The sequence below is a fragment of the Lelliottia sp. RWM.1 genome (assembly GCF_016859735.1).
Lineage (GTDB): Bacteria > Pseudomonadota > Gammaproteobacteria > Enterobacterales > Enterobacteriaceae > Enterobacter.
The window spans coordinates 207082-232221 of record NZ_WLVC01000001.1; the positions used below are offsets into that span (position 1 = coordinate 207082).

Below are 25140 nucleotides of genomic sequence, written 5' to 3' on the forward strand. Positions count from 1 at the left end.
CTTTATCTTTCTGAGTGAGACAGACGCTCACTCATTTTATAATAAATTGGGGTGACATCATGGTAATTCACAATGTAGCCTCGGCCTCTGATGTTTTTGATAAAATCGCCGGGTAACCCCAGTCGATTGAGTTTGTCATTCAAATTGTGGAGAACTTGCCATAATCTCTGTGTAGAAGGGCTTAAGTTATTTTCTTCCCAAATCTTCTCAAATAACTCTTCTTTGGGTACAGGCGTATTTCTGCCATGCTCCAGAAGATATAAAAATAACTTCAGCATTGTCTCATTAAAATAAAGTGATGCAAAAGTGATACTTTTATCCGTATGACAACCTGCCAAGCGGTACAATCTGCGATTAAGAATGTCGAAGTGAATTTCATCACCAATCATAAATCCATATAGAGAATAACTCATCTCATTCCTGCCTGCGTTTATTAAAGTAGCCTTGTACCCCTGCATTCGAATATGGCAATAAACCTTATCTTTTATATGGTGGATTATATGGCTGCTACGAATGCTTTCCAATACACACCCCTATGCACTATGAGAAATGGGCTGTTTAATCTTTGTTTATGGTGCTCTTGTTTGCATAAATGGTATTGGTGGAATTAAATTCTGTACTCGTCGCCTTTGGCGCTGTAATTCACTAATTATGCTTACATAACCTATTGCTCAAGATTAAATTTCAAATTTATAACACAAGTTGGAATTAAATGCTGATTCATGAGGTTGTCCTCATCAGTCTCCCACTTATGCAAGGTGATGCCATGAGAGTAAGGGGATGGCGTCAGTAAGAGGAGTGAACTTATATGATTTATACTGAATTATGACCGGAATACTGACGGTTATACGAGGGTAAGATAAAGAGTGGGAATCTTACAATTTATTGATTAGTAGAGATAAAGTTCTGAATCAGATTTCTTGTCGTCGCGCAGATGGCATGACGATGAAAAGAATATCTCCCGAGGTGCTATCCGTGGTTAAGCCATGACAAAAGTGTATCTGATTAATGACATGCTGCTTTTTGAGCCGGAAATGCGCCGCATCGGGCCTTTGGCAGGCTATCCCGAACGCTCCGTGTCGCTGCACGGCCCGGTAAGTGAGTGCCTGCTACAACTCCTTGAACACAATACACAGGTGCTTACGCAGCGCTTTTTATTTTCGGTTGTTTGGGAGAGGCAGGGCGCGGTCGTCACCACTAATGCGCTTTATCAAACCATTGCGTCTATTCGCAAGGCATTGAAAACCGCCGGACTTGCGGATGATATTATTAAGACCCTTCCTAAGGAGGGATTTGAGTCCGTTGCTTCACTGCGTGTGGGAGATCGCGATGAGTTTCTGATGCCACATGATCCCCCGTCAGTGGCCGTCGTGACAGAAAAAATCGCTGATATCATTGAACCTTGCGCGCAAACACCCGTCGTTAAACAACGTTCATCCATTGCGTATTGGCTGGCGGGGGCGATGTTTATTTTCTGCTGTGGTGTCTTTTTTATGACGCTTAATGATGATGCGTCTGTTTTTACGAATTACCACAAAATGGGAAATATTGGTGGTTGCGAGGTGTATTCTTCATGGCAGGATATTGATAAAAGTCGCAGTACATTTGACGCGCTTTCCTTACGGTATCCTGTGACCTGTAAACCCGGCATGGTGGCCTATTTGACACTCAATCATGCGCAACATGGAATATCGGTGATTACCTGCGATCGTAATCCTAAAGACGGCGAGGCAAATTGCAACTCTATCTTTTACAGGCAGCAATATCATGAAGATAAATAATACCGTATTGTGCTGGTTATTGATTGTGATTGCAATTATAACCCCGTTACTGGGGGCGGCATATATTCACTATCAACGTAATAATTTTAGCTGTGAAATTCACTCAGCAATAGTTGATGATAATTCCGTTGTTGATGTGATTATGAATTACACCCTGAATCAAGGGGTCGGGAATTATGAATCTTCTGGTGAGTATATCGCAAAGGGGAAAGACCCTATCGCCATTAGCAATAAAATAACGTTTCACTACTGGAGAGAGGCGGACAGGGTGATCATGATTTCCGACGAGACAAATTCACTGCCTAAAAGAGTGGAGGCGTACAGAAGCTATATTCCAGACTTCTTCCAGCAACGCGATCGTGGCATTAGTTTGCAAATCACCCGCGCTAATACTTCCAGTTATCTCTTTATTTATGGCGGCGCCCCCATTTTCTACTGTTCAAAAAATTAGCGAACAGCGACCGGAGTAGCAGGTATTCCGGTTGTGTTTTAACACAATGCCTTGATTTACACTTGATTACATAAAGATAATGAGTATAGTTCTCATTCTCTTTAGTGTTTGCGGCATTGATGGATATCTCCCGCATAAGCAGTGAGTACTGCTCTCACAAGGAACACTGAGTATTTACGGTGGACTTTGCACTGGCCTTACAGCACGTAAACACAATCAGATCGCCTGCAGCATGCGACGCAAATCCCCGCCTGAATGACCTCTTGAACGGTAAAGGATGTTCCCGATGACCAAAAAAATGTCTGCGCTGGCTTTGCTTGTTGCAGTTTCTCTCTCTGGTTGTGCAACTCAGCGTACCGCGACCTCTGTGCCTGCGCCTGAAGCAAAAAAAGCGGCAACCGCCCCGGAACAGACGGGCGTCATCAAACGCGATCTGGCTGATGGCTTGTACGAAATGGTTCTGAGCCCGAAAGCGGATGCGCTCTACGTCGCCAGTTCCGAAGGCTTTAAAGATGTGCAGGGCGGGGTGATCTACAAACTCGATCCCGCCACGCTGAAAACGATTGGCCGTAGCCATACCGATATGAAGAACTTTGCGATGGCGATGTCCGCCGACGGTCAAACTGTGTATGTGACCAACTCTCTGGACGGCGGCATTAGCGCAGTCAGTACGGCTGACGGCAAAGTGAAAAAACGTCTGATGTTCACCGAGCGCAACAAAGAAGGTTTCCCGTTTGGCGCACGTGAAATCTTACTGCATGACGGCGTGCTGTACGTCGGCGGCGTGGGCGATCCGGCGGTTATCTGGGTAGTCGATGCTGAAACGCTGAAGCTGAAAAAAACCATCAAAAATGCCGGGCAGTGGGTGACCGGCCTGCTGTGGTCTGAGCAGACAGGTCGTCTTTATGCGGCCAACGGTGGTGGCGAAATTCTGGTTATTAACCCGCGTAACAACCGTATCGAAAAACGCTGGAAGCCGCTCGGCGAAAAACCAGCGCTGTTGCTGAACCTGGCGGAAGATAGCGCCACTGGCCGTCTGTTTGTCACGGATAACTCCAAAGCCAAAACGACTCTGGTGCTGAATATCCACACCGGAGAGGTGATCAAGCCGCTCGATGTGGGCGACTCACTGGCGGTGAAATTCAATGCTAAACGCAATGAGCTTTATATCACCCAGCGTGAAAGCGGCAAACTGCTTAGCCTGGATGCCACCACCTATGCTGTGAAGCAAACCTGGGATCTGCCACCGAATCCGAACAGTCTACTGTTGTCGGCGGATGGCCAAACGCTGTACGTCACCGTTAAGCAGGCTTTCAACAAAGACCACTCCACTAACGGGCCGGACAGCGTTGTTCGAATCGCTCTCAAATAAATAATAAGGCCCGGCGACGGGCCAATTTTGCGCGTGTTTTTAATGAGTTATTTATGAAATATACCGGGAAAATGAACAAAACCTTGCTGGCGCTGGCTATCGGCACGGTGACGCACTCCGCCTTTGCGGCGGATGCCAAAAAAGAAGACACCATTGTCGTCCAGTCGGCTTCAACCGGCGATTTCAAAGCGGGCGGCGATCAGCTTGTCCCGGCCTTCCTTGACGGGCAGGTCGCAAACGGTGGACGGATGGGCATGCTGGGCCAGCAAAATGCGATGGACGTGCCATTCAATATCATCAGTTACACCTCCAAGCTGGTGGAAGATCAGCAGGCTAAAACCATTGCTGACGTGGTGGCGAACGATGCGGGCGTTCAGTATGTGCAGGGCTATGGTAATAGCGCAGAAAGTTTCCGTATCCGCGGTCTGAAGTTTGATGGCGATGACATGACCTTTGGCGGCCTCTCTGGCGTGCTGCCGCGTCAGGTAGTGGATGCGCAAATGGTGGACCGCATTGAGATTTTCAAAGGGGCAAACTCCCTGATGAACGGTGCGGCCAGTTCGGGTGTCGGCGGGATGATCAACCTTGAGCCAAAGCACGCCGGTGAAACACCGCAAGCGAAAGTGGGTGTGGATTACACCTCTGATTCTCAGATCGGAACCACGCTGGATGCGGGCCGTCGTTTTGGTGACAGCGATCAGTTTGGCGCACGCGTTAACCTGGTTCATCGTGAAGGGGAAACCCCGATCGCGAACGATCGCCGTCGTACCACCTTGCTCTCTACGGGCCTGGATTACAAAGTCGACAATTTCCGCACCTCGCTGGACGTTGGCTATCAGAAGAAAACCTTCCACGGCAGCCCAACCAGCGTCAACGTCTCTGCGGTGGATTTCATTCCAACCCCGCCTAAAAACGATCGTAACTTCTCGCAGAAATGGGCCTATAGCAATATCGAAAACGAATTCGGTATGTGGCGTAGCGAATACGATATTACTGATAACTGGACGGCATATACCGGCCTTGGCGCGCAGCATGCGCATGAAGAAGGTCTTTACAATGCACCGAAGCTGCTGGATAAGAGCGGCAAAGCGACAGCCAGCCGTCTGGATACTAACCGTTTAAGTGACACGGTGAGCGGCATGGCGGGTATTCGCGGTAACTTCAATACCGGCTTTGTGTCACACAAGGTCAACGTTGGGTACTCGGCGCAAACCAAAAATGAAAAAATTGCGTGGAAAATGTCGAAGGCGGCGGATAACCCGTATACCAACATTTACCACAATACCGGTGTTGATACTCCGGACAGCACAAACTCGAACGGGAAGGGCGGAAAATACAGCGATCCGTTAACCAGTGGTCGCACCCGTACTCAGGGCTGGTTGTTGAGCGATACGCTGGGTGTGTTTGACGATAAACTGCTGTTTACCGCCGGGGCGCGCCACCAGAAAGTGGTGGTTCGTGGCTATGACAAAATCACGGGTGCGGAAAACGATGCCGATGGTTTTGATGGCAGCCGCTGGATGCCAACTTACGGCGTGGTCTACAAACCGTGGGAAACGTTGTCTCTTTATGCTAACCACACCGAAGCGTTACAACCGGGTAAAACTGCACCAAATACCGCGACGAACTATGGTCAAAGCACCGGTATTGTTCATTCCAGACAGAATGAAGTGGGTGTGAAGGCAGACTTTGGCCGTGTGGGCGGTTCTCTTGCGCTGTTTGAAATCAAAATGCCGTCGGCAATCCTCGACAGTGAGACCAGGCACTATGGTCTGGATGCGGAGCAGCGTAACCGTGGTGTTGAGCTGAATATTTTCGGCGAACCAATGCTCGGGATGCGCCTGAACGCCAGTGCAACCTGGTTGCAGGCAGAGCTGACCAAGACCAACAATGGTTTGAATCAGGGTAACGATGCCATCGGTGTGCCGAATTTTTATGCGGTGCTGGGGGCGGAGTATGACATCAAACCGATTGACGGCCTGACGGCTACTGCGCGCGTTAATCATTCAGGTTCGCAATATGCCGATCTGGCGAATACTAAAAAGCTGGACAGCTACACCACGCTGGATCTGGGGATGCGCTATCACTTTGCGGTCAACCAGAGCCAAAATCAGATGACTGTTCGCGCAGGCATCGACAACGTAACCAATGAAAACTACTGGGCCTCCGTGGATGATTCGGGAACTTACCTGACTCAGGGCGAGCCGCGTACCTTTAAAGTTTCTGTTGGCTACGAATTCTGAGTTCCACCCTCGTTATCAGGGGCAAGGATGCCCCATCCATTCCTGGGCCTTTAACTTGCTACCTCCAGCATGAAGTGTTAAAACGTGCCCCTTCGAAAAAAGAGACAGGGGTAGGGCGTGAAAGACGCGTCATCCGCTTCAGACGGTATTTCTGAAGCCTCGTCGGAACAGACTCCGACGCTGCAACGTGGTTTGCAAAACCGGCATATTCAGTTAATTGCCCTGGGGGGCGCCATCGGCACAGGGCTGTTCCTGGGGATTGGTCCTGCGATTCAGATGGCCGGGCCTGCGGTCCTGCTCGGTTACGGTATTGCCGGGGTTATCGCTTTCCTGATCATGCGCCAATTGGGTGAAATGGTGGTTGAAGAGCCGGTATCAGGTTCATTTGCCCATTTTGCCTATAAATACTGGGGACCGTTTGCGGGCTTCCTTTCCGGCTGGAACTACTGGGTGATGTTCGTGCTGGTGGGCATGGCAGAACTGACCGCCGCCGGGATCTACATGCAGTACTGGTTGCCCGATGTACCAACCTGGATTTGGGCGGCAGCCTTCTTCATCATCATTAACGCCGTTAACCTGGTAAATGTGCGCCTGTATGGCGAAACCGAGTTCTGGTTTGCGCTCATCAAGGTGCTGGCGATTATCGGCATGATTGGTTTTGGTCTGTGGCTGCTCTTCTCCGGCCACGGTGGTGAGCGTGCCAGCATCGATAATCTGTGGAAACACGGCGGATTCCTCGCGACGGGCTGGAAAGGGCTGATTCTCTCCCTTGCGGTGATCATGTTCTCATTTGGTGGTCTTGAGCTGATTGGGATCACCGCTGCGGAAGCGCGCGATCCGCACAAAAGCATTCCAAAAGCCGTGAACCAGGTGGTGTACCGCATTCTGCTGTTTTATATCGGTTCGCTGGTGGTTCTGCTGGCGCTCTACCCGTGGGTCGAAGTGAAATCGAGCAGCAGTCCGTTTGTCATGATTTTCCACGATTTGAACAGCAACGTGGTGGCTTCTGCGCTTAACTTCGTTATCCTGGTGGCCTCGCTTTCCGTGTATAACAGCGGCGTTTATTCCAACAGCCGCATGCTGTTTGGCCTGTCAGTGCAGGGCAATGCGCCGAAGTTCTTAACCCGTGTCAGTCGTCGTGGTGTGCCGGTCAATTCCTTGCTGCTTTCCGGGGCAATCACCTCGCTGGTGGTGCTGATCAACTACCTGCTGCCGAAAGAAGCCTTTGGCCTGTTGATGGCGCTGGTCGTTGCGACGCTACTGTTAAACTGGATCATGATCTGCCTGGCGCACCTGCGCTTTCGTGCTGCGATGCGCCGTAAAGGGCGTGACACGCAGTTTAAGGCTCTGCTCTATCCGGCAGGCAACTACATCTGTATCGCGTTTCTGGCGATGATTCTGGTGCTGATGTGCACTATGGATGACATGCGCCTTTCTGCGATGTTGCTGCCTGTCTGGGTTATCTTCCTGTTCGTGGCGTTTACGCTGTCGCGCAAAAAGTAATGCGCGTAGTACCCTCTCCCAAAGGGGGAGAGGGTCTCAGACCAGCCCTTCCAGCCGTTTACCGACCCTGCAAAACATAACGCCACATACAGCCCATCTAATCGATCTCGACCTTTATCGTGACTCTCCTCCCATTTCTGTTTCGATCCGCAGGATCTTTATTTTGTAATCGATTACTTTTCATGTGAGCTGTTTTGTAATCGATTACTTTTTATGGGCGAGGCTTATCATGGTGTCAACAACTGAAAGTAGTGGAAAGGCGATAGCGCAGCACCGGCTTCTTGTGCCGCGTCTGTCGTTGATGATGTTTTTGCAGTTTTTTATCTGGGGTAGCTGGTCGGTCACGCTTGGCCTGGTGATGACTCAGCACAACATGTCTTTGCTGATTGGCGATGCGTTTTCCGCAGGGCCGATTGCCTCAATTCTTTCACCGTTTGTACTTGGCATGCTGGTGGATCGCTTCTTTGCCTCGCAAAAGGTGATGGCCGTGATGCATCTCGCTGGCGCGGCGGCCTGGGGCGTTGATCGCCGAAAACGGCGCGTTGCTGATTGGCCTGCTGTTTGGCTACACCTTGTGCTATATGCCGACGCTGGCGCTGACCAACAACATCGCGTTCCATAGCCTGGCAAACGTGGATAAAACCTTCCCGGTGGTGCGCGTGTTCGGCACAATCGGCTGGATTGTGGCGGGTATTTTCATCGGCGTAACCGGTGTGGCATCAAGCGTCACCATCTTCCAGGTGGCAGCGGCGAGTTCGGTGTTACTGGCACTGTATAGCCTGACGTTGCCACACACGCCAGCACCCGCAAAAGGTCTGCCTGTACAGGTTCGCGATCTGTTTTGTGCGGATGCCTTCGCCCTGCTCAAAACACGCCACTTCTTTATCTTTTCACTCTGCGCGATGCTGATCTCTGTGCCGTTGGGCACGTATTACGCCTATACCGCGTCGTATCTGGCTGATACGGGCATAACTGACGTCAGTACTGCAATGTCGTTTGGGCAGATGTCAGAGATCTTCTTCATGCTGGTGATCCCACTGCTGTTCCGCCGCCTGGGGGTGAAATACATGCTGCTGATCGGCATGCTGGCGTGGTTTGTGCGGTACGCCTTCTTCGCGCTGGGCGTGAGCGAAGAAGGGCGCTTCCTGCTCTATCTCGGCATTCTGTTACACGGCGTGTGCTACGACTTCTTCTTTGTGGTGGGCTTTATCTATACCGACCGTGTGGCGGGTGAAAAGGTGAAAGGCCAGGCGCAGAGTATGATCGTGATGTTTACGTACGGTATCGGGATGCTGCTTGGCTCTCAGATTTCCGGTGCGCTGTATAACCGCCTGGTGGCAGGCCAGACCGTGCCACAAGCCTGGGTGACATTCTGGTGGATCCCGGCGGTGGCTGCGGCGGTGATTGCACTGATTTTCCTGTTCTCGTTCAGGTATGACGATGACAAGGCGTAATTTTCTGGAGGTGTTATGAGGACGATAAAAGGACCGGGTATTTTTCTGTCGCAGTTTATCGGTGCGCAAGCCCCGTTTAACTCGCTGGACGGGCTGGCGGCCTGGGCTGCAAACAAGGGTTATAAAGCACTGCAAATTCCGTGTAACCATCCGGCAATTTTTGATGTTGCGAAAGCGGCTGCGAGCCAGGGCTACTGTGATGATATTCGCGGTCGACTGGCGGAACACGGGCTGGTGATCAGCGAATTATCGACCCATCTGGAAGGGCAACTGGTCGCAGTGAACCCGATCTATCGCGAGGCATTTGACCACTTTGCGCCCGCCGCCGTGCGCGGGAACGATATCGCTCGTCAGGCGTGGGCAACAGAGAAGGTAAAGCAGGCGGCGGCGGCTTCGGCAAAGCTTGGGTTACGAGCACATGCGACTTTCTCCGGCTCGCTGGCCTGGCCGTTTTTCTATCCGTGGCCGCCACACAATGCGCAGCGTTTTCAGGAGGCGTTTCACGAGCTGGCAAACCGCTGGCGGCCCATTCTGGATACCTTTGATGAACACGGTGTTGATGTCTGCTTTGAGTTGCATCCAGGGGAAGATTTACACGATGGCGTAACGTTTGAGCGCTTTCTTGCGTTGGTTGATAACCACCCGCGCTGCAATATTCTCTACGACCCAAGCCACATGCTATTGCAGCAGATGGATTACCTGGCCTTTATCGACATCTATCATTCACGCATTAAAGCGTTCCACGTTAAGGATGCGGAGTTCCGGGCTAACGGGAGAAGCGGGGTGTACGGCGGCTATCAACCGTGGATCAATCGCGCCGGACGTTTCCGTTCGCTGGGTGACGGGCAGATCGATTTCAACGGCATTTTCAGCAAGCTGACCCAGTATGACTACGACGGCTGGGCGGTGCTGGAGTGGGAGTGTTGTCTCAAAGAGGGAGAAACGGGCGCTCAGGAAGGCAGTGAGTTTATCCGCCGCCATATTATTCCGGTTTCGGATCGCGCATTTGATGATTTTGCCGCAGGAGGTACGAATGATTAATATCGGCATTATTGGCAGCGGGTTTATCGGTCCGGCGCATATTGAGGCGCTGCGCCGTCTTGGTTTTGTCCGGATTGTCGCACTCTGTGACAGCTCGCTTGCCGACGCGCAGGACAAAGCGCAGGCGCTGAACGTGCCGCATGCCTATGGCAGCGTCGAGGCGTTGCTCACCCATCCTGACCTACATGTGGTCCATAACTGCACGCCAAACCACCTGCACGCCAGTATTAACCGACAGGTTTTACTGGCGGGAAAACATCTGTTTTCTGAGAAGCCGCTCTGCATGACGCCGGAAGAGGCTCGTGAGCTGGTTGCTCTGGCTGAACAGGCGGGTGTGGTACACGGGGTGAGTTTTGTCTATCGCCAGTTTGCGATGGTGCGCCAGGCGGCGAGTATGATGCGAGCGGGAGATATCGGACGATTGTTTGCCTCCCACGGGAGCTATCTTCAGGACTGGATGCTGCTGGAAACTGACTACAACTGGCGCGTTGATGCTGCTCTGGGTGGCGCATCTCGCGCGGTGGCGGACATCGGTTCCCACTGGTGTGATACGGTGCAGTTTGTGACCGGGCGACGCATCACCGAAGTGATGGCCGATCTCTCCATCGTCTGGCCGACGCGGAAAGCGAACATGGCGGGTAATCAGACGTTCAGCCACGACGAACACGCGAAGTATGAGGATAAACCCGTTACCACTGAAGACTTCGGTTCCGTGTTGTTCCGCTTTGATGACGGCAGCAAAGGCAGTTTTAGCGTTTCGCAGGTGAGCGCGGGGCGTAAAAATCGCCTGATGTTTGAAATCAACGGCAGCGAGCAGTCAGTGGCGTGGGATCAGGAAGTTCCCCAGCAGTTGTGGATTGGCCATCGCGCACAGGCTAACCAGCTATTGACGGACGATCCTGGCCTGATGAACCCCGATGTGGCCGATAGCGCTCACTTCCCTGGCGGCCATATCGAAGGCTGGCCGGACGCGTTTAAAAACATGATGGCGCAGTTCTACGCTGCGGTACTGGCAGGAAGGATGCCTGAACAACCGCTGTTTGCCACTTTCCATGATGGCGCAGATGTGATGTATATCATTGATGCAATAGTAAAAAGCCATCAACAGCAGCGCTGGGTTCGCGTGGTGCGATGACGCGTTGCCCGGTTCGCCGGGCAACGAATTTATGATAGCCTGCATAAAACGCTAACCGCAGGATGTGTCGTCGTTATGTCAATTCAGAAAATCGCCCAGTTGGCCGGAGTCTCGGTGGCGACAGTGTCGCGGGTGCTCAATAACAGCGATACCGTGAAGGCGAAAAACCGCGAACGCGTTTTGCAGGCGATCAAAGAGAGCAATTACCAGCCCAATCTGCTGGCGCGCCAGCTTCGTACTGCCCGCAGTTACATGATTCTGGTGATGGTGTCTAACATCGCCAACCCGTTCTGTGCCGAAGTGGTAAAAGGGATTGAAGAAGAAGCCGAGAAAAACGGCTATCGCATTCTGTTGTGCAATTCCGGCTCTGATATCGATCGTTCCCGTTCAGGTTTAAGCCTGCTGTCAGGCAAAATCGTCGATGGCATTATTACTATGGACGCTTTCTCTAAACTTCCGGAGCTCTCCACCCTGATTGGCAACGCGCCCTGGGTGCAGTGCGCGGAATACGCCGACGCCGGGGCCGTTTCCTGCGTGGGAATTAATGATGTGGATGCCTCACAGCATGTTGTCAGCCAACTGGCGGAAAATGGCCGTCAACGAATTGCCCTGATCAACCACGATTTAAGCTACAAATATGCCCGTTTGCGTGAGCGCGGTTATAAGAGCGTGCTGCATTTGCGTGGTCTGGATTATCAGGTGGTGGAATACGCCAGCGATCTCAGCTATCACGCCGGGGTGGTGGCGATGCAAAAACTGCTGGCGGATGACAACCCGCCGGATGCGGTTTTTGCCGTGTCGGATACCCTCGCCGCGGGTGCGCTGCGTGCCATTGAGCAGGCAGGGTTGCACGTACCTCAGGATATCGCTGTGGTCGGTTTTGACGGAACGGAACTGGCTGAGATGATCTCATTAACCACCATCGAACAGCCGTCGCGGGATATCGGGCGTAAAGCGGTTAACCTGCTATTAAACAACATCGACAATCCGGATACGCCCACGGAGCGCGTGATGATGGACTGGCGCTATATTTCACGCGCCAGCGCCTGAGTTATTTCACGAATGCATCGGCCAGGGAACGAATATCGTTCCCGGTCGGTGATTGATGAATACGTAAACCAAACTCTTCTACAACGGCATAAATATGGTCGAAAATATCGGCCTGAATATCTTCATATTCTGCCCAGATAACGGTGTTAGTGAATGCATATATTTCTAACGGTAAACCGTTAGCGTCAGGGGCAAGCTGGCGTACCATTAAGGTCATATCTTTGCGGATCCGTGGATGGTTTCGCAGATATTCATTCAGGTAGGCGCGGAAGGTTCCTATATTGGTCATCTTGCGCAGGTTAAGCACCGACTCGCCTTCACCGTTTTTCTGATTCCACAGCGTAATTTCTTCATGACGAGCCGCCATATAGGGCTTAAGCAATTTAGCCTGTATTAACCGTTGCTGCTCCTGCGTATCAAGAAAATGGATGCTGGTGGTGTCAATATTCAAACTGCGTTTAATGCGACGACCACCAGAGGCTGACATTCCGCTCCAGTTAATAAAGGCATCGGATACCAGCGCCCAGGTGGGGATCGTCGTGATTGTATTATCAAAGTTGCGCACCTTGACGGTCGTCAGGCCGATATCCGTTACCGTGCCGTTTGCGCCGTATTTCGGCATCTCCAGCCAGTCACCGAGCTTGAGCATATCGTTGGCTGAGAGCTGAATCCCGGCTACTAAACCCAGGATTGGATCTTTAAACACCAACATCAGCACCGCGGCCATCGCCCCCAGACCGCTAATCAAAATAGCGGGCGACTGGCCAATGAGCAGGGAGATAATCAGAATACCTACCAGGATGGCGCTCACCAATTTAATGCCCTGGAAGATCCCTTTCAGCGGCAACTGCGAGGCCGTTGCCATTTTTTGTGACAGGTTGAAAATGACATCCAGCAGTGAGAAGAAAGAGAGCAGGGCATAGACCATTACCCACAACTTTGCACTGGTGGTGAGTATATCTGCTGCTTCACTGCCTTTTTGCAACCATAATACCGCCTGAACATTGACAATTATCCCTTGCAGGGTAAAAGCCAGGCGGTGAAATAATTTATTCTGGGTAATGATTTGCAGCCACAAATGGCTGCTGGCCTGGGCGCGTTTTTCAAAGGCGCGCAGCACCACTTTGTGCAGAATAAGATGAACAATGATGGCGGTAAGAAAAATAATACCAAAGATAATCACCAGGGATGTGGTGTGGTTAATTTCAATGCCTAACTCTTCTACCTGAGCAATTAATTCCTGCATAACGTCTCCTGTAATGATGCAGCCTCATGATGACGGCTGCCGATCCATTATGCAAATCAGGTCAGGCTTATTTGGTCGCGTGGCAGGGTTTCACCACCGGCAGACACAAACGGTGACGCATACGTAACGTTGCCAGCGCCAGAACCACCATCATCAGGGTTTCCACCACCAGGAAGACGTTAATGGCCTGTGCGAAATCCCCGTGATGGTTTTGTAGCGCGTGCAGCAAAATAGCCCCAAAAATAGCCGGGCCTAATCCTAATGCCGCCTGCTGAAGCGTACTCAGAATGGCGCTGGCTGCGCCGGCATCGTCAGGCTGGATATCGCGCATCCCGATGCGGTAAAAACTGTTCACAATCAGCGCCTGCCCGTAGCCGACCAGCCCGGTGGCCGGAGCCAGCGTCAGTGCCGTGTTGTGCAAACCCCAAAGGCTGAATGTGGCGATCAATGAGACAAGACCCACAATCTGTATTGCCAGGCCCGTCAGCAGAATGGTGCTGGTGCTGTAGCGGGCGATCAGCCGTGGTGCGAACCACGCAGAGACAAAGTACGTCACGCCAAGCGCAATAAAGCTGTTCCCGGATTGCCACGGCGCCATTCCCAGGCCTGTTTGCATGGTCAGCGCCATACAGAACATAAAGCCGGACCAGACGCTGAAAAATAGCATTGCAATCAGCACGCCGAAACGAATGCTATTGAGTTTCAGCAGGCGCGGGGGGATCAGCGGATGATCGTTTTCACGCTCTTTTTTGCGCGCGTTCATCGCCATCAAACAGGCCAGTGGAATAATGGCCAGTAGCGCGGCCTTCAGCGGCCATGACCAGTGCCACTGTGGACCTAACGCCATCGGGAAGAGCAGGAAGCAGAGGATGGCGGCCAGCAGCACCGTTCCTTGCCAGTCGATTCGTGATGGGGTATCGCGGCGTGTTTCAGGGACATAATGACGGCTCAACCCCAGCACTAACAGGCAAATGGGCACATTGATGAAAAAGGCATTCCGCCAGCCAAGCCCGGCGATATCTGCCGATACCAGCCAGCCACCGCCCATCTGTCCGACGATAAAAGCGATGCCGCCAATTCCGCCAAACAGACTGATGGCTTTGGCATGCGCCGTACCTTTTAGGGTGACATGTAACGTTGCCAGGATTTGCGGCATGATCAATGCCGCGCCAGCACCTTGTACAATGCGTGCGGCAAGCAGTTGCTCAATGTTACCCGCCATCCCGCACAGCAAGGAGGCCAGACCAAAACTCGCCACGCCCCACATAAATAAGCGGCGGCGACCCAGGTTATCCCCCAATTTACTGCCCAGAGCCAGGCAGACAGCAAAAGCCACCCCATAGAGGGCAACAATCAGCTCCAGTTCGGTTGCTGTGGCGTGCAATGACTGGGTAATGGAGTCCAGCGCCACGTTGGTGATTGAGGTATCAATCAGCGGCAGCATCTGGCCGGTTAACAGCAATATCAGGCCTGCGCGACCTGGTGAAACAACTGACGTATTCATGGTAACTCCATTGCGTCATTCAACAGATGGTCGTAGCATCGGTGATCTTTAAAACGGGGACCAGTTCTTGCTTATACTGGTATTGGCACTACCATGCAGGAGGTACTATGGCGCTGATGTCTGAACCCGTCACTTCGCTTCAGGGTGACACACGAAAACAGCTTGGCGCGTTTTTACGCGCGCGGCGAGAGAGCCTCGATCCTCAGCGTCTTGGCCTGCCACGAAGCGGCCGCCGTCGAACGCCCGGCCTGCGCCGTGAAGAGGTGGCTGTGCTCGCGGATGTTGGCGTCACCTGGTACACCTGGCTTGAGCAGGGAAGAGACGTTAATCCGTCGGGTATTGTGATGGCCGCAGTGGCGAAAGCGCTCCAGTGTACTCCGACCGAAACCCGTCACTTATTTGTGCTGGCTGGTTTACCGCCCGGCGAAGCGCCGCAGACAACCTGCTGCGAGGGTATAAGCGAGGGCACGCGTCGCCTGCTCGATACTCTGATGCCAAAACCCGCCAGTATTCAGAAACCAAACTTTGATATCGTGGCCTGGAACGACAGTTTCGGTCATCTGATGGGCGTCGATTTCAACACGATCCCTCCGGAAGATCGTAACTGCATTTACCTCTTCCTGACTCACCCGGCGTGGCGAAGCCGGCTGGGTAAACGCGACGATGTGCTGCCCATTTTCGTCTCCTATTTCCGGGCGGCGATGGCGGAACACCGGGGCGATCCGCAGTGGGAAGCACAACTGGCGCGTTTCTTTGCCGTTTCCCCGGAATTTGAATCCCTGTGGCATCAACGTTACGACGTTCGTGGCGTGGAAAATCAACTGAAGCTGTTCACCCATCCTGATTTGGGCGACTTCAACCTCCAGCAGATGTACTGGTACTCCGCACCGCGAAATGGCTCACGGTTGCTGGTCTATCTGCCGGTAGATGACGCAGGGGAAAGGGCGCTGACGTGGCTGGCTGAACAGGCTGTTATACTCAGGTAAATCCGGTTAATTCAGGGAGTGAAGATGAAAGTCACACGTAAGCAGGAGCGGCTTCTTCGCCGCGCACTCACCGACTGGGAACAGGAAGGGGCGTTATCGGCTGAGGAACACCAGCGTCTGGCGGGAACATTAAAACGTGTGACGATGGACTGGCAACGCCTTAGCCGCTATGCCTTCTGGACGTCGCTTGCCTGTATCGTCATCGCCATGGGCAGTCTGTTCTCCGACAGCGAGCTAATGGCGCGAATGATTGAGTTCTTCGCCTTCTCTTCTCTTGCCCGAATTGGGCTGCCTGCACTCCTGGCTGTGCTGTTTTATGTGTGGGGATTCAGTCGGCAGCGACGGGAAACTCAGTGGCATTACAGTACTGAAGCGATGCTTTTCCTCGGCGTAGTCTTTACTGCTATTGCCTTGTGGCAACTCGGTGAACGGCTGGATAACGGTAGCGGACATATTGCGCCGCTGTTCCTGGCGGGGTGTGTCATATACGGACTGGTGGGCTTTTTGGGGCGTTCGGGTCTGGTCTGGCTGTTCTTTTTGCTCTCTCTGGGTAACTGGTTTGGGGCGGAAACCGGCTATATGTCCGGCTGGGGCGCATACTGGCTGGGGATGAACTATCCGGTGCGGTTTATCTTCTTTGGTGGCGTGCTGTTGGCGGTATGCTGGCTGCTTCGGGCAATGTTGCAGACCCGTCATCTCTATACCACCAGTAAAGCGATTGGGCTGACTTACCTGTTTATCGCGCTGTGGATCATGTCGATTTTTGGTAATTACGATATCGATAACTGGTACGGCGTGACGCAAGCGGCGCTACTGCCCTGGGCGCTGCTGTTTGCCGTCGCGGCGGTTCTCTGTATTTATATCAGCCTGAAAACCGACGACGGCATGTTGCGCGGTTTCGGCCTGACCTTCCTCGCCATTAACCTGTATACCCGCTATTTCGAATACTTCTGGGACGGAATGAATAAAGTGGTGTTTTTCCTGATTCTGGCAGCATCGCTGGCGCTATTAGGGCGCTATGCGGAGAAGATCTGGCACGCGGGACGCCTGGCGAAATAACTTTTTTGCGAGCAGCTTTCAGGGACCGTCATCTGAGATCGGTTTACGGTGGTTAATGCGTGTAATGTTAAGAAAATCCACGGCGCTAGCATCATTTCGATGAGTAATAAAGCGGACTATAATTACATGATGAGAAACAACCCGATGCCACCACTACTGATTGATTCTGCAGATTTCAGCCAAAAATGAGGGCTTATCGCCATACCGAGGCCTTTCTTGCGCGTGGCACAGCAGATTTTAAACTGCCGGGATTTGAATTACCTGAAGGTAATCGTCTCTTAACATCATGTTATAGCGACGAATTTTGCATTGTGACGACTGATGACGGAAAACCTTACACGGTTTATGCCGTTAAGCTGCAGTTTCATAGTTTGACGGGCCGCTAAAGCGGCCCGTTTGCATTAGCACTCAGTCACAATCGTGCTTAACGGCAGGCGTGATTTCGGCAGGGAGGCGTTGAAATCCTCCACGCTGTGGTGGCCGACCGGTACAACCACCAGGCTGGTATAGCCTTTCTCTTTCAGACCAAACTCTTCGTCTAAAATCGCGGCATCGAAACCTTCAATTGGTACGGCGTCCAGACCCAGAGCGCCAACGCCCAGCAGGAAGTTGCCCACATTGAGGTAAACCTGTTTGGCCATCCACTGGTCGTCATCTTTCAGGTCGACACGGTGCATATCGGCAAAGTAGCAGCGGCCTTTGTGGTTGGCGGCTTTGGCTTCTGGTGTCGCAAAACGGCCGTCGATCTCTTCCTGATCCACAACGCGTTCAAGCCAGGCATCATCCATTGCGGTTTTTGCGCAGAAGACAACCACGTGTGACGCATCCAGCATTTTACGTTCATTAAACACGTACGTGCCTGCCGCCGATTTTGCGACACGAGCTTTGCCTGCATCGGTGCTGGCGACGATGAAATGCCATGGCTGGGAGTTGGTGCTGGACGGGCTGAACTGCAGCAGGGTTTTGATTTTTTCAGCTTCTTCAGCGGTCAGTTTTTTACTTGCGTCGAACGCCTTCGTGGAGTGGCGTTTTAAGGCGACAGAAATGATATCCATAACAACTCCTGGTGATGTGAATTCGCCCGTATACGGGCGCGAAAGGAAAGCAGATTACAAGGGTAAACGGAAAAAGATAAGGGCGATTCGGGCGGTTAAACTGTTCGTCTGTGGCGAACAATCAGGCCGGACGTAGCCACTTCTGGTCTTTTTTAGGTAATTTGTCGACCACCAGATTCCATGAATCAACGATCAGGTCGCTCACCAGGTCTGGGGTGATGTCGTCTGCCGAGTACAGAGAGATCCAGTGTTTTTTACTGAGGTGATAGCCGGGTTCGATACCGCGATAGATCTGCTGATTCAGCAGGGATTTTTCCGGGTCAGATTTCAGGCTGACATGGGGCCGCCCGTGGGCGACGGCCATGATCATAAAAATTTTGCCGCCTACCTTAAAGACGTCAAATTCCGGGCCAAACGGCCAGCAGTGTTCGGTGAACGGTTGTTCCAGCGCCACGCGTTTTGCGTGTTCCTGCAAGGATTTACTGTCCATTGATATCCTCGATGGCGAGTGCGCGCCACATAGCTTCGAAGCCGAGGGATTTAAAATCAACGGCACGGGATGGGTCGCGGGTGGCAAATGACATGGTGGTTTCTGCCAGCGATAAGAACATCGCATCCCCGAAGGTGCGGAATTCATCGGACATAAATACCGGGCGAACTGAGCGGCGGCACAGTTCATTCAGCTCCGGAAACATATCGTGGACCGCCTGTTCGGTCTCTTTCGAAATTTTCTCGCTTACGCCAAGCTGACGGATCGCGCCGTGCGCAATGGGATTGCGAATGCCCCAGTCCACATAGCTGTTCCAGATATTGCGGGTATGCTCTTTTGGCAGGGTGATGGTGCGATCCAGATTTGCCAGCATGGTCTGGCACAGATCTTGTTTCAGGTGCAAATAGAGGGCATTGAGCAGATCGTCTTTAGTGGCAAAATAGCGAAACAGCGTACCTTCGGCGACGCCTGCGTTACGGGCAATTAATGCCGTTGACGCGGCAATACCCGACTGCGCAAATGCTGCGGTTGCTGCCTCAAGTAACGCCTGTTTTTTGTCTTCACTTTTCGGACGTGCCACTAAATTTTCCCTCCTGTCAATTCTTAAAACCACGATTGAAACATGTGCTTTGCTACGCTGCAACGCCGAATGTCAAATAACGAAAACGTCTTGACGACTTTATCATCACATCTATAATGAGTGCTTATTCACTCATAATCAAGTTTAACCCGCGCAAACCACCGGAAGGGGCGCGTTTTCGGGTCAGGATATGAAAAAGCCTCTTTTTGTCTGCGTGGTGTTTGTCATGATTATTGCGTCTGCTGCGAGTTTACCGTTTGTTCTGAATGCCGGATTTGGCCAGCCACCACAGGGTGCGCAGCTAAGTGAAGTGGAAGCCTCCCCGCAGTATCGCGACGGGCGATTCCACAATACGCTCCCCACGCCGGGCTATAACGGCGACAAGAATATGCTGGTGGCGATGTGGGAATTTCTGACCCAAAAAACAGAAAATGCTCGTCCAGCACAGCCGCTGCCGCTGGTGAAAACTGACCTTGCAAGCTTGCCGCTGGAAGAGGATACGCTGATCTGGCTCGGCCATTCTTCCTGGTATATGCAACTGGCAGGGAAACGTATCCTGATCGATCCAGTTCTCGGCGATTACGCTGCGCCGTTTTCATTCCTGAACAAAGCGTTTGCCGGGGAATACCCGTGGCGCGCAGAGAAAATGCCGGATATCGATCTGCTGATTATCTCCCACGATCACTACGATCATCTGGATTACGCCACTATCAAAGCGTTGATGCCAAAGGTGAAACGGGTTGTTACGCCATTGGGCGTCGGTTCTCATCTGCGCTACTGGGGTATGAAGCCAGAAATTATTGATGAGCGTGACTGGAACCAGTCGGTGCGAATCAGCGATGACCTGACGGTTCATGTGCTGCCCGCTCGACACTTTTCCGGGCGCGGAATTAAGCGTGACCAGACCCTGTGGGGCAGCTTTATGTTTGTGACCCCGCAGCAGAAGGTCTACTACAGCGGTGATTCCGGCTACGGCCCGCACTTTAAAGCCATCGGTGAGCAGTTTGGTGAGGTGGATTTAGCCATCATGGAGAACGGTCAGTACGACCAGGACTGGAAATACATTCATATGTTGCCGGATGAAACCGCGCAGGCCTCCGCCGATATTAACGCGAAAGCGGTCGTGCCAGGGCATAACGGACGCTTTGTGCTGGCAAAACACAGCTGGAATGACCCGGTTATCCAGCTGACACGGGCAAGCAAAGATAAACATTATCGGTTACTGACGCCGGAACTGGGTGAACCCGTTCGGGTGAACGACACCACCCAACAATTCAGCCAGTGGTGGGAATAAAAGATGTTGAACCGAAGCGCAGAAGGGGCGAGCAGTATGACTATTTCCGCTCAGGTTATCGATACTATCGTTGAGTGGATCGACGATAACTTACACCAGCCGTTACGCATTGAAGAGATTGCCCGCCACGCGGGTTATTCGAAATGGCACTTACAGCGGTTGTTTATGCAATACAAAGGGGAAAGTCTGGGTCGTTATATCCGCGAACGCAAGCTGCTGCTGGCCGCACGCGATTTACGTGAATCGGATGAACGTGTGTACGACATTTGTCTGCGTTATGGGTTTGATTCCCAGCAGACGTTCACGCGTATATTTACCCGCACCTTCAACCAGCCACCAGGCGCGTACCGCAAAGAAAATCACAGCCGCACGCATTGATGTATTGCCCCTCTCCTCTGTGGGGAGAGGGGCCCAGACTGCACTCTCAATTACCAGCGATAATTCACGGTTGCCGTTACCGTACGGCCAATCCCGTAGAAACACGCCGTATCACTGGCGCAGGATGCCACGTATTTGGTATCCGCAATGTTATTGACGTTGAACTGGATGCTGGCGCCCTTCAGGCTGCTGTTCATTTCGCCCAATTCGTAGCTCATCATCGCGTCATATAAATCAACCGATGGCACTTTGAAGGTGTTTTTGGCATCGCCATAGCTTGTCCCGATGTAGCGTACTCCCACACCCGCGGTCAGGCTTTTCAGCACGCCGTCAGGAAGGGTATAGCTGGCGAAAGCCGATGCCATATGTGCTGGAATTCGTGACGGGGTTTTGCCTTCCGTTCCGGCGACCGTCGTGCTTTCTGTTTTGGCATCGGTATAGGTGTAGGAGCCAATCAGGTTGATGTTATCCATTAGCGTGGAGTGGATCTCAAATTCAGCCCCTTTCGAGCGCACCTTGCCTGCATTTTCAAACCAGCCTTCGGCGCTGTTGTAAGTGGCGACGTTGTCCTGCGTTAAGTCGTACAAGGCTATTGTCATCAGCGTGGTATCAACAGGCTGATATTTCAGGCCGATTTCGGTTTGCTCGCCAGTTGTCGGTTTAAACGGAGCAACGCCCGGTGCGCGATTGGTTTGCAGGCTCGGTTCAAAGGAGGTGCTGTAGCTGATATACGGCGACAGGCCAAAATCGAACGCGTACAGCAGGCCAGTACGCCAGGTGAACTTACTGTCATTCTGCTGTGTAAGGCTATTGTCGGTAAAATCGTTTGTGCGGACTTCGCTCCAGTCGTAGCGCCCGGACACCAGCCATTCCCAGCGATCCCAACTGACCTGGTCCTGCACATACAACCCCATCTGGTCGAGGTTTTGCTGTTCATCCGTGGCGGTACTGAAGGTGCTTTCATCTATATGAAGGCCATAAACCGGGTGTGTCCAGTCCATGTTATATTGGGAACCCATCCCGCGCTCCAGCAGCTGCTTGTCTTTACTGGTCTTATAATCCAGTCCGCCTAACAGCGTGTGGCTGATCTCTCCGGTGGCAAACTGCGCTTCCAGTTGGTTATCCAGACCGAACTCGTCGGTGGTGCGCTCTTCATGCTGAGCACGGCGCGTGAGCACCGTGCTGTTGGCGGCACTGTTGGCATACACCAGATAACGGTATTTCTGCTTAATGGTGGCGTAACGTGCATTCTGGCGGAAGGTCAGGGCATCATCGAACTGGTGTTCAAATTCGTAGCCAATCATGGTTTGCTCGCGCCATGACTGATCGTAATTCGGGTCGCTGACGTTAAAATCGCGCGGAATATAGCGCCCGTTAGCACTGTTCACCGTCCCGTAGGCGGGCAGGAAGTTACGGTAGCCCGCATCGGGATCTTTCTGATAGCTCGTCAGCAGCGTAAAGCGTGTCTGATCGTTGGGATACCAGGTGATCGCCGGGGCAATCGCCATACGCGTTTCTTTATAATCCTCGACCTGATTATGCTGCGTCCGGGCAATGCCGTTTACGCGATAAAGTACGCTGCCGTCGTCACTGAGCTTGCCGCCAAAATCAAACGCTCCTTCGGCCAGATCATGGTTACCGGTACGGAACTGTACGTTATGGATAGCATCACTGGTCGGGCGTTTGCTGGTCATGCTGATAAGCCCGCCGGGGTTCACCTGCCCAAACAACACGGATGCCGGGCCGCGCACCAGTTCAACCCGCTCAAGCAGCCACGGATCCATCGTGCCGGTTTGTGAGGAGGCGGTTGCACCATAGCTCAGTCCATCGAGGAACTTCGGCACATAGCTAAAGCCGCGCACAAACACTTCATCGTTACGGTTCGATGAGCCGCGGTATTCCGTGAAAACGCCCGCGGAATAGCGCAGTGCCTGTGACACCGAGGTGACATCCAGGGCGTTCATCTGATCGCGGGTGATCACCGACACTGATTGAGGCGTTTTCACGATCTCGGCGCTGGTTTTGGTCGCAGAGAGGGTTTTTGTCGCCACCATTCCTTTAACAGGCGCAGTGGGTTCTTCACTCACGCTCTCTGTTACCAGTAGCGTTTCTTCTTTTGTTTCTGCCTGAGCTGCAACGCTGAACGTTGTCATGCTCAGAAGCCAGAGTTTCATTATCTTATTATTTTTAAACATATTATTTATGCATCCTTGATTGCTATCGCCATAAAAACACCTGAACAACGCGCCAAATGATATTGCAAATTATTACCATTTGCATTAGCGTTGTTAGCAAATTTAGCGGGAGTAAAGTGGTCATGACGAGGGCATGGAGTGGGTTGCTGTTAGGGATCAGTACGTTGCCTGCACTGGCAACAACGTGCGAGCACTCGTCCATTCAGGGTGAGCTTCAGGGGAAGTTTGATGCCAGCGGTGAGGTCTGTTTTGTGCTCCCACCGCTGAGTGAAAATTATGTGTCTGCGACGCTGAGCGGCGTAACGGATGCCCGTTTACTGGACGGGCAAAACCGTCGTATCCGCACCCTGGTTGAAAAGGGGCCAGTGGACGGTGAACACACATTGCTTTTTGCCCTGCCTGTTCAGCAGAGCACCTCACTGGTGCTTCACGGCGAAGAGGGGAAACCGTGGCGCTTTCAGTGGCGGATGAAGGAAACCTCCGCGCTTCCCCGTATTCAGATGCTTGATCCTGAAAGCCCGACGTTGCAGGCGTTGGCTAAGACAGTTTCTGCTGGTGGGAGTACTGATGCGTTCTGGCAGGCGCAGATCCGGCAGGGAACGCCGATGGTGGAGCCGGTTGATGCCAGCCATAAACGCGTGACATTTTTATGGCGTGGCGCACGCGATAACGTCTTTCTTCTTGGCTCGCCAGCAGGCGATCACGATCCCCTGTTTCGTCTTGGAAATACGGATGTCTGGTTTCGCAGCTATGTGGTTCCTGCTGATACCGTTATGCAATATAAACTCGCACCGGATGTGCCGCGCGTGGAAGGCAGTTCGCGGGATCAGCGGCGGGCGATCCTGGTGAGTGCGCAGGCCGATCCGCTCAATCCGCAGACCTTTGGCGATCAAAAGACCGATCGCTGGAATCGCTATTCGTTGCTTGATCTCAGTCCTGCCCGTTATTGCACAGCGCAGGCCGTGGCACAACCGCTGGTATCCGGCACGTTGACCCGCAACAGGTTTGCCAGCCGAATTCTGGATAACTCGCGTGAAGTCATGATTTACAAACCGCGTGGGGCACAGCCTGCACGCTGGACGCTCATACTTTTTGATGGGCAGATTTATCAGGATGAGTACCATTTTGCCAATGTGCTGGACGGACTGATTGCCCGACACCATCTTCCGCCGGTCAACGTGGTCTTTATTGATAGCCTCGATCACGCCCGACGTGGCAAAGAGTTACCGCCAGACCCTGCATTTGCCGACTTTATGGCCCATGAATTACTGCCGTGGCTGCGTGGTCAGGGTATGGCGATGCAGCGCCAAAAAACGGTGCTGGCTGGCTCCAGCTATGGTGGTATTGCTTCGTCCTGGGTCGCGCTGCGCTATCCGCGCCTGTTTGGCAATGTGCTCAGTCTCTCAGGATCTTACTGGTGGGCTCCAGAAGGCGAAACGCCGGGCTGGCTGACACGCCAGTATCAGCAATCGCCACAGTATCCGGTTCGCTTCTGGTTGCAGGCGGGAAGATTTGAAACGGCCGGGCCAAACGGCGGAATTTACCGTAATACGCAGGATTTTGATCAGGTTTTACGGGACAAGGGTTACCGCGTCAGCTTCCATCCCTGGTCCAGCGGCCACGACTATGCGGCCTGGTGTGAAGCCTTGATCCACGGCATGCGAGACTTCGCGGGCTTACGACGCCAGTGAAAACCAGCGGCGCCAGATGAAACGCAGGACGAAAAACTCAATGGCGCCGAGCAATAAAAACCACAGACAAAACAGAATGGTATAGAGCTGGTTAAGGTCAACCAGATGCAATACGGTGATCAGTTTCTGTGCCACAACCAGCCCCAGTGAAGGTGCAGGGAGCAGCAGGCAGGAGAGAAGTGCCATCAGCAAAATTCCGCCTGCTGTTAACAGCGATTCTAATGGGTGTTTCATATTAATGTTAATCGTCAGTTAAAAACGTTATTGTCAGGCATCTCTTCACGTAAAGCAATGTATTCACTGGCCTCGCTTTTGACTAAATGCGAGTGCATTGTCCGGATAATTAATAACAAAAAAAGAATAATATTTCTAATGTCATTAAATTAAATTCTCGTTGTGTAAATTAATGTCATGTTCAGGAAATTAATTTTACAAACATATAAGTGCCATATCCAATTAACGTTGCAATAACAATAGCAGCGACAATATACAACGCCAGGCGGCGTCCGCGATAAATTCCAAACATGCTGTCTCTCCGTTTAGATGTGGTTTAGAAATATTTTGTAAAAATCATTTTATCGAATAAAGTGTAATGAATTTTGAATAACTCGACAGTAATTATATTGCGGCAG

Annotated in this window: 21 protein-coding genes and 1 pseudogene; 14 read left to right on the forward strand and 8 right to left on the reverse strand. The window is 52.3% G+C overall.

Annotation, left to right across the window (positions count from 1 at the left end; translation table 11 throughout):
* Nucleotides 1–2: 2 nt before the first annotated feature.
* Nucleotides 3–413, reverse strand: a complete 411-nt coding sequence (locus GF617_RS00990) for a winged helix-turn-helix domain-containing protein (RefSeq protein WP_239006273.1) — start codon at nucleotides 411–413, stop codon at nucleotides 3–5.
* Nucleotides 414–986: 573 nt separating this feature from the next.
* Here GF617_RS00990 and GF617_RS00995 point away from each other — a divergent pair.
* From GF617_RS00995 to GF617_RS01035, 9 genes and pseudogenes are all read left to right on the forward strand, one after another.
* Nucleotides 987–1781 (forward strand): winged helix-turn-helix domain-containing protein, encoded by a 795-nt coding sequence (locus tag GF617_RS00995; RefSeq protein WP_203450868.1) that lies wholly within the window; start codon nucleotides 987–989, stop codon nucleotides 1779–1781.
* Nucleotides 1768–2232 (forward strand): hypothetical protein, encoded by a 465-nt coding sequence (locus GF617_RS01000; RefSeq protein WP_181622557.1) that lies wholly within the window; start codon nucleotides 1768–1770, stop codon nucleotides 2230–2232. The genes GF617_RS00995 and GF617_RS01000 overlap by 14 nt, the downstream gene beginning before the upstream one ends.
* 286 nt (nucleotides 2233–2518) lie before the next feature.
* Complete coding sequence (locus GF617_RS01005; protein ID WP_181622558.1) at nucleotides 2519–3604, forward strand: hypothetical protein; 1086 nt, start codon at nucleotides 2519–2521, stop codon at nucleotides 3602–3604.
* Nucleotides 3605–3657: 53 nt separating this feature from the next.
* Complete coding sequence (locus GF617_RS01010; protein ID WP_203450869.1) at nucleotides 3658–5847, forward strand: TonB-dependent siderophore receptor; 2190 nt, start codon at nucleotides 3658–3660, stop codon at nucleotides 5845–5847.
* Nucleotides 5848–5964: 117 nt separating this feature from the next.
* Nucleotides 5965–7350, forward strand: a complete 1386-nt coding sequence (gene pheP, locus GF617_RS01015; protein ID WP_181622560.1) for a phenylalanine transporter — start codon at nucleotides 5965–5967, stop codon at nucleotides 7348–7350.
* A gap of 229 nt (nucleotides 7351–7579) precedes the next feature.
* Nucleotides 7580–8804 (forward strand): annotated as a pseudogene (locus GF617_RS01020) (MFS transporter).
* Between the two features lie 15 nt (nucleotides 8805–8819).
* Nucleotides 8820–9845: a sugar phosphate isomerase/epimerase gene (locus GF617_RS01025; protein WP_181622562.1), complete on the forward strand. Its 1026-nt coding sequence runs from the start codon at nucleotides 8820–8822 to the stop codon at nucleotides 9843–9845.
* Nucleotides 9838–10980 carry a Gfo/Idh/MocA family protein gene (locus GF617_RS01030; protein ID WP_203450870.1) on the forward strand — a complete coding sequence of 381 codons (1143 nt, stop codon included), beginning with the start codon at nucleotides 9838–9840 and terminating at the stop codon, nucleotides 10978–10980. Before GF617_RS01025 ends, GF617_RS01030 begins: the two co-directional genes overlap by 8 nt.
* 75 nt (nucleotides 10981–11055) lie before the next feature.
* Nucleotides 11056–12030 carry a LacI family DNA-binding transcriptional regulator gene (locus tag GF617_RS01035; RefSeq protein ID WP_203450871.1) on the forward strand — a complete coding sequence of 325 codons (975 nt, stop codon included), beginning with the start codon at nucleotides 11056–11058 and terminating at the stop codon, nucleotides 12028–12030.
* 1 nt (nucleotide 12031) lies between these two features.
* Here the strand turns inward: GF617_RS01035 and GF617_RS01040 are convergent, their stop codons facing one another.
* A complete protein-coding gene (locus GF617_RS01040) occupies nucleotides 12032–13276 on the reverse strand; it encodes a mechanosensitive ion channel family protein (protein WP_181622565.1) in 1245 nt (414 codons plus the stop codon).
* A 67-nt stretch (nucleotides 13277–13343) separates the two neighbouring features.
* A complete protein-coding gene (locus GF617_RS01045) occupies nucleotides 13344–14780 on the reverse strand; it encodes an MFS transporter (RefSeq protein ID WP_203450872.1) in 1437 nt (478 codons plus the stop codon).
* 107 nt (nucleotides 14781–14887) lie between these two features.
* On the opposite strand from GF617_RS01045, the gene GF617_RS01050 reads away from it, so the two are divergent.
* Both GF617_RS01050 and GF617_RS01055 read left to right on the forward strand, forming a co-directional pair.
* On the forward strand, nucleotides 14888–15766 hold the full coding sequence (locus tag GF617_RS01050; protein WP_203450873.1) for a helix-turn-helix transcriptional regulator: 879 nt from the start codon (nucleotides 14888–14890) through the stop codon (nucleotides 15764–15766).
* Between the two features lie 24 nt (nucleotides 15767–15790).
* Nucleotides 15791–16825, forward strand: coding sequence for a DUF2157 domain-containing protein (locus tag GF617_RS01055; RefSeq protein ID WP_203450874.1), 1035 nt, complete (start codon nucleotides 15791–15793; stop codon nucleotides 16823–16825).
* Between the two features lie 401 nt (nucleotides 16826–17226).
* Here GF617_RS01055 and nfsB read toward each other — a convergent pair whose 3' ends face one another.
* The 3 genes from nfsB to GF617_RS01070 form a co-directional block, all read right to left on the reverse strand.
* Entirely contained in the window at nucleotides 17227–17880 is a 654-nt protein-coding gene (nfsB, locus tag GF617_RS01060) for an oxygen-insensitive NAD(P)H nitroreductase (RefSeq protein ID WP_181622569.1), read from the reverse strand.
* Between the two features lie 121 nt (nucleotides 17881–18001).
* Nucleotides 18002–18370, reverse strand: coding sequence for an MmcQ/YjbR family DNA-binding protein (locus GF617_RS01065; RefSeq protein WP_181622570.1), 369 nt, complete (start codon nucleotides 18368–18370; stop codon nucleotides 18002–18004).
* The gene (locus tag GF617_RS01070) at nucleotides 18360–18950 is read right to left on the reverse strand and encodes a TetR/AcrR family transcriptional regulator (RefSeq protein WP_181622571.1); all 591 of its coding nucleotides are present in this window, start codon (nucleotides 18948–18950) and stop codon (nucleotides 18360–18362) included. Before GF617_RS01070 ends, GF617_RS01065 begins: the two co-directional genes overlap by 11 nt.
* Nucleotides 18951–19140: 190 nt before the next feature.
* On the opposite strand from GF617_RS01070, the gene GF617_RS01075 reads away from it, so the two are divergent.
* Both GF617_RS01075 and GF617_RS01080 read left to right on the forward strand, forming a co-directional pair.
* Nucleotides 19141–20244: an MBL fold metallo-hydrolase gene (locus GF617_RS01075; protein ID WP_203450875.1), complete on the forward strand. Its 1104-nt coding sequence runs from the start codon at nucleotides 19141–19143 to the stop codon at nucleotides 20242–20244.
* Between the two features lie 36 nt (nucleotides 20245–20280).
* A complete protein-coding gene (locus tag GF617_RS01080) occupies nucleotides 20281–20622 on the forward strand; it encodes a RamA family antibiotic efflux transcriptional regulator (protein ID WP_020885132.1) in 342 nt (113 codons plus the stop codon).
* 50 nt (nucleotides 20623–20672) lie between these two features.
* Here the strand turns inward: GF617_RS01080 and GF617_RS01085 are convergent, their stop codons facing one another.
* Complete coding sequence (locus GF617_RS01085) at nucleotides 20673–22817, reverse strand: TonB-dependent siderophore receptor (RefSeq protein ID WP_181622573.1); 2145 nt, start codon at nucleotides 22815–22817, stop codon at nucleotides 20673–20675.
* Between the two features lie 122 nt (nucleotides 22818–22939).
* Here GF617_RS01085 and GF617_RS01090 point away from each other — a divergent pair, with 122 nt between their 5' ends.
* Entirely contained in the window at nucleotides 22940–24508 is a 1569-nt protein-coding gene (locus tag GF617_RS01090) for an alpha/beta hydrolase-fold protein (protein ID WP_203450876.1), read from the forward strand.
* Here GF617_RS01090 and GF617_RS01095 read toward each other — a convergent pair.
* Nucleotides 24494–24742: a DUF1158 domain-containing protein gene (locus tag GF617_RS01095; RefSeq protein WP_203450877.1), complete on the reverse strand. Its 249-nt coding sequence runs from the start codon at nucleotides 24740–24742 to the stop codon at nucleotides 24494–24496. The two genes, GF617_RS01090 and GF617_RS01095, sit on opposite strands and share 15 nt — an antisense overlap.
* Nucleotides 24743–25140 lie beyond the last annotated feature (398 nt).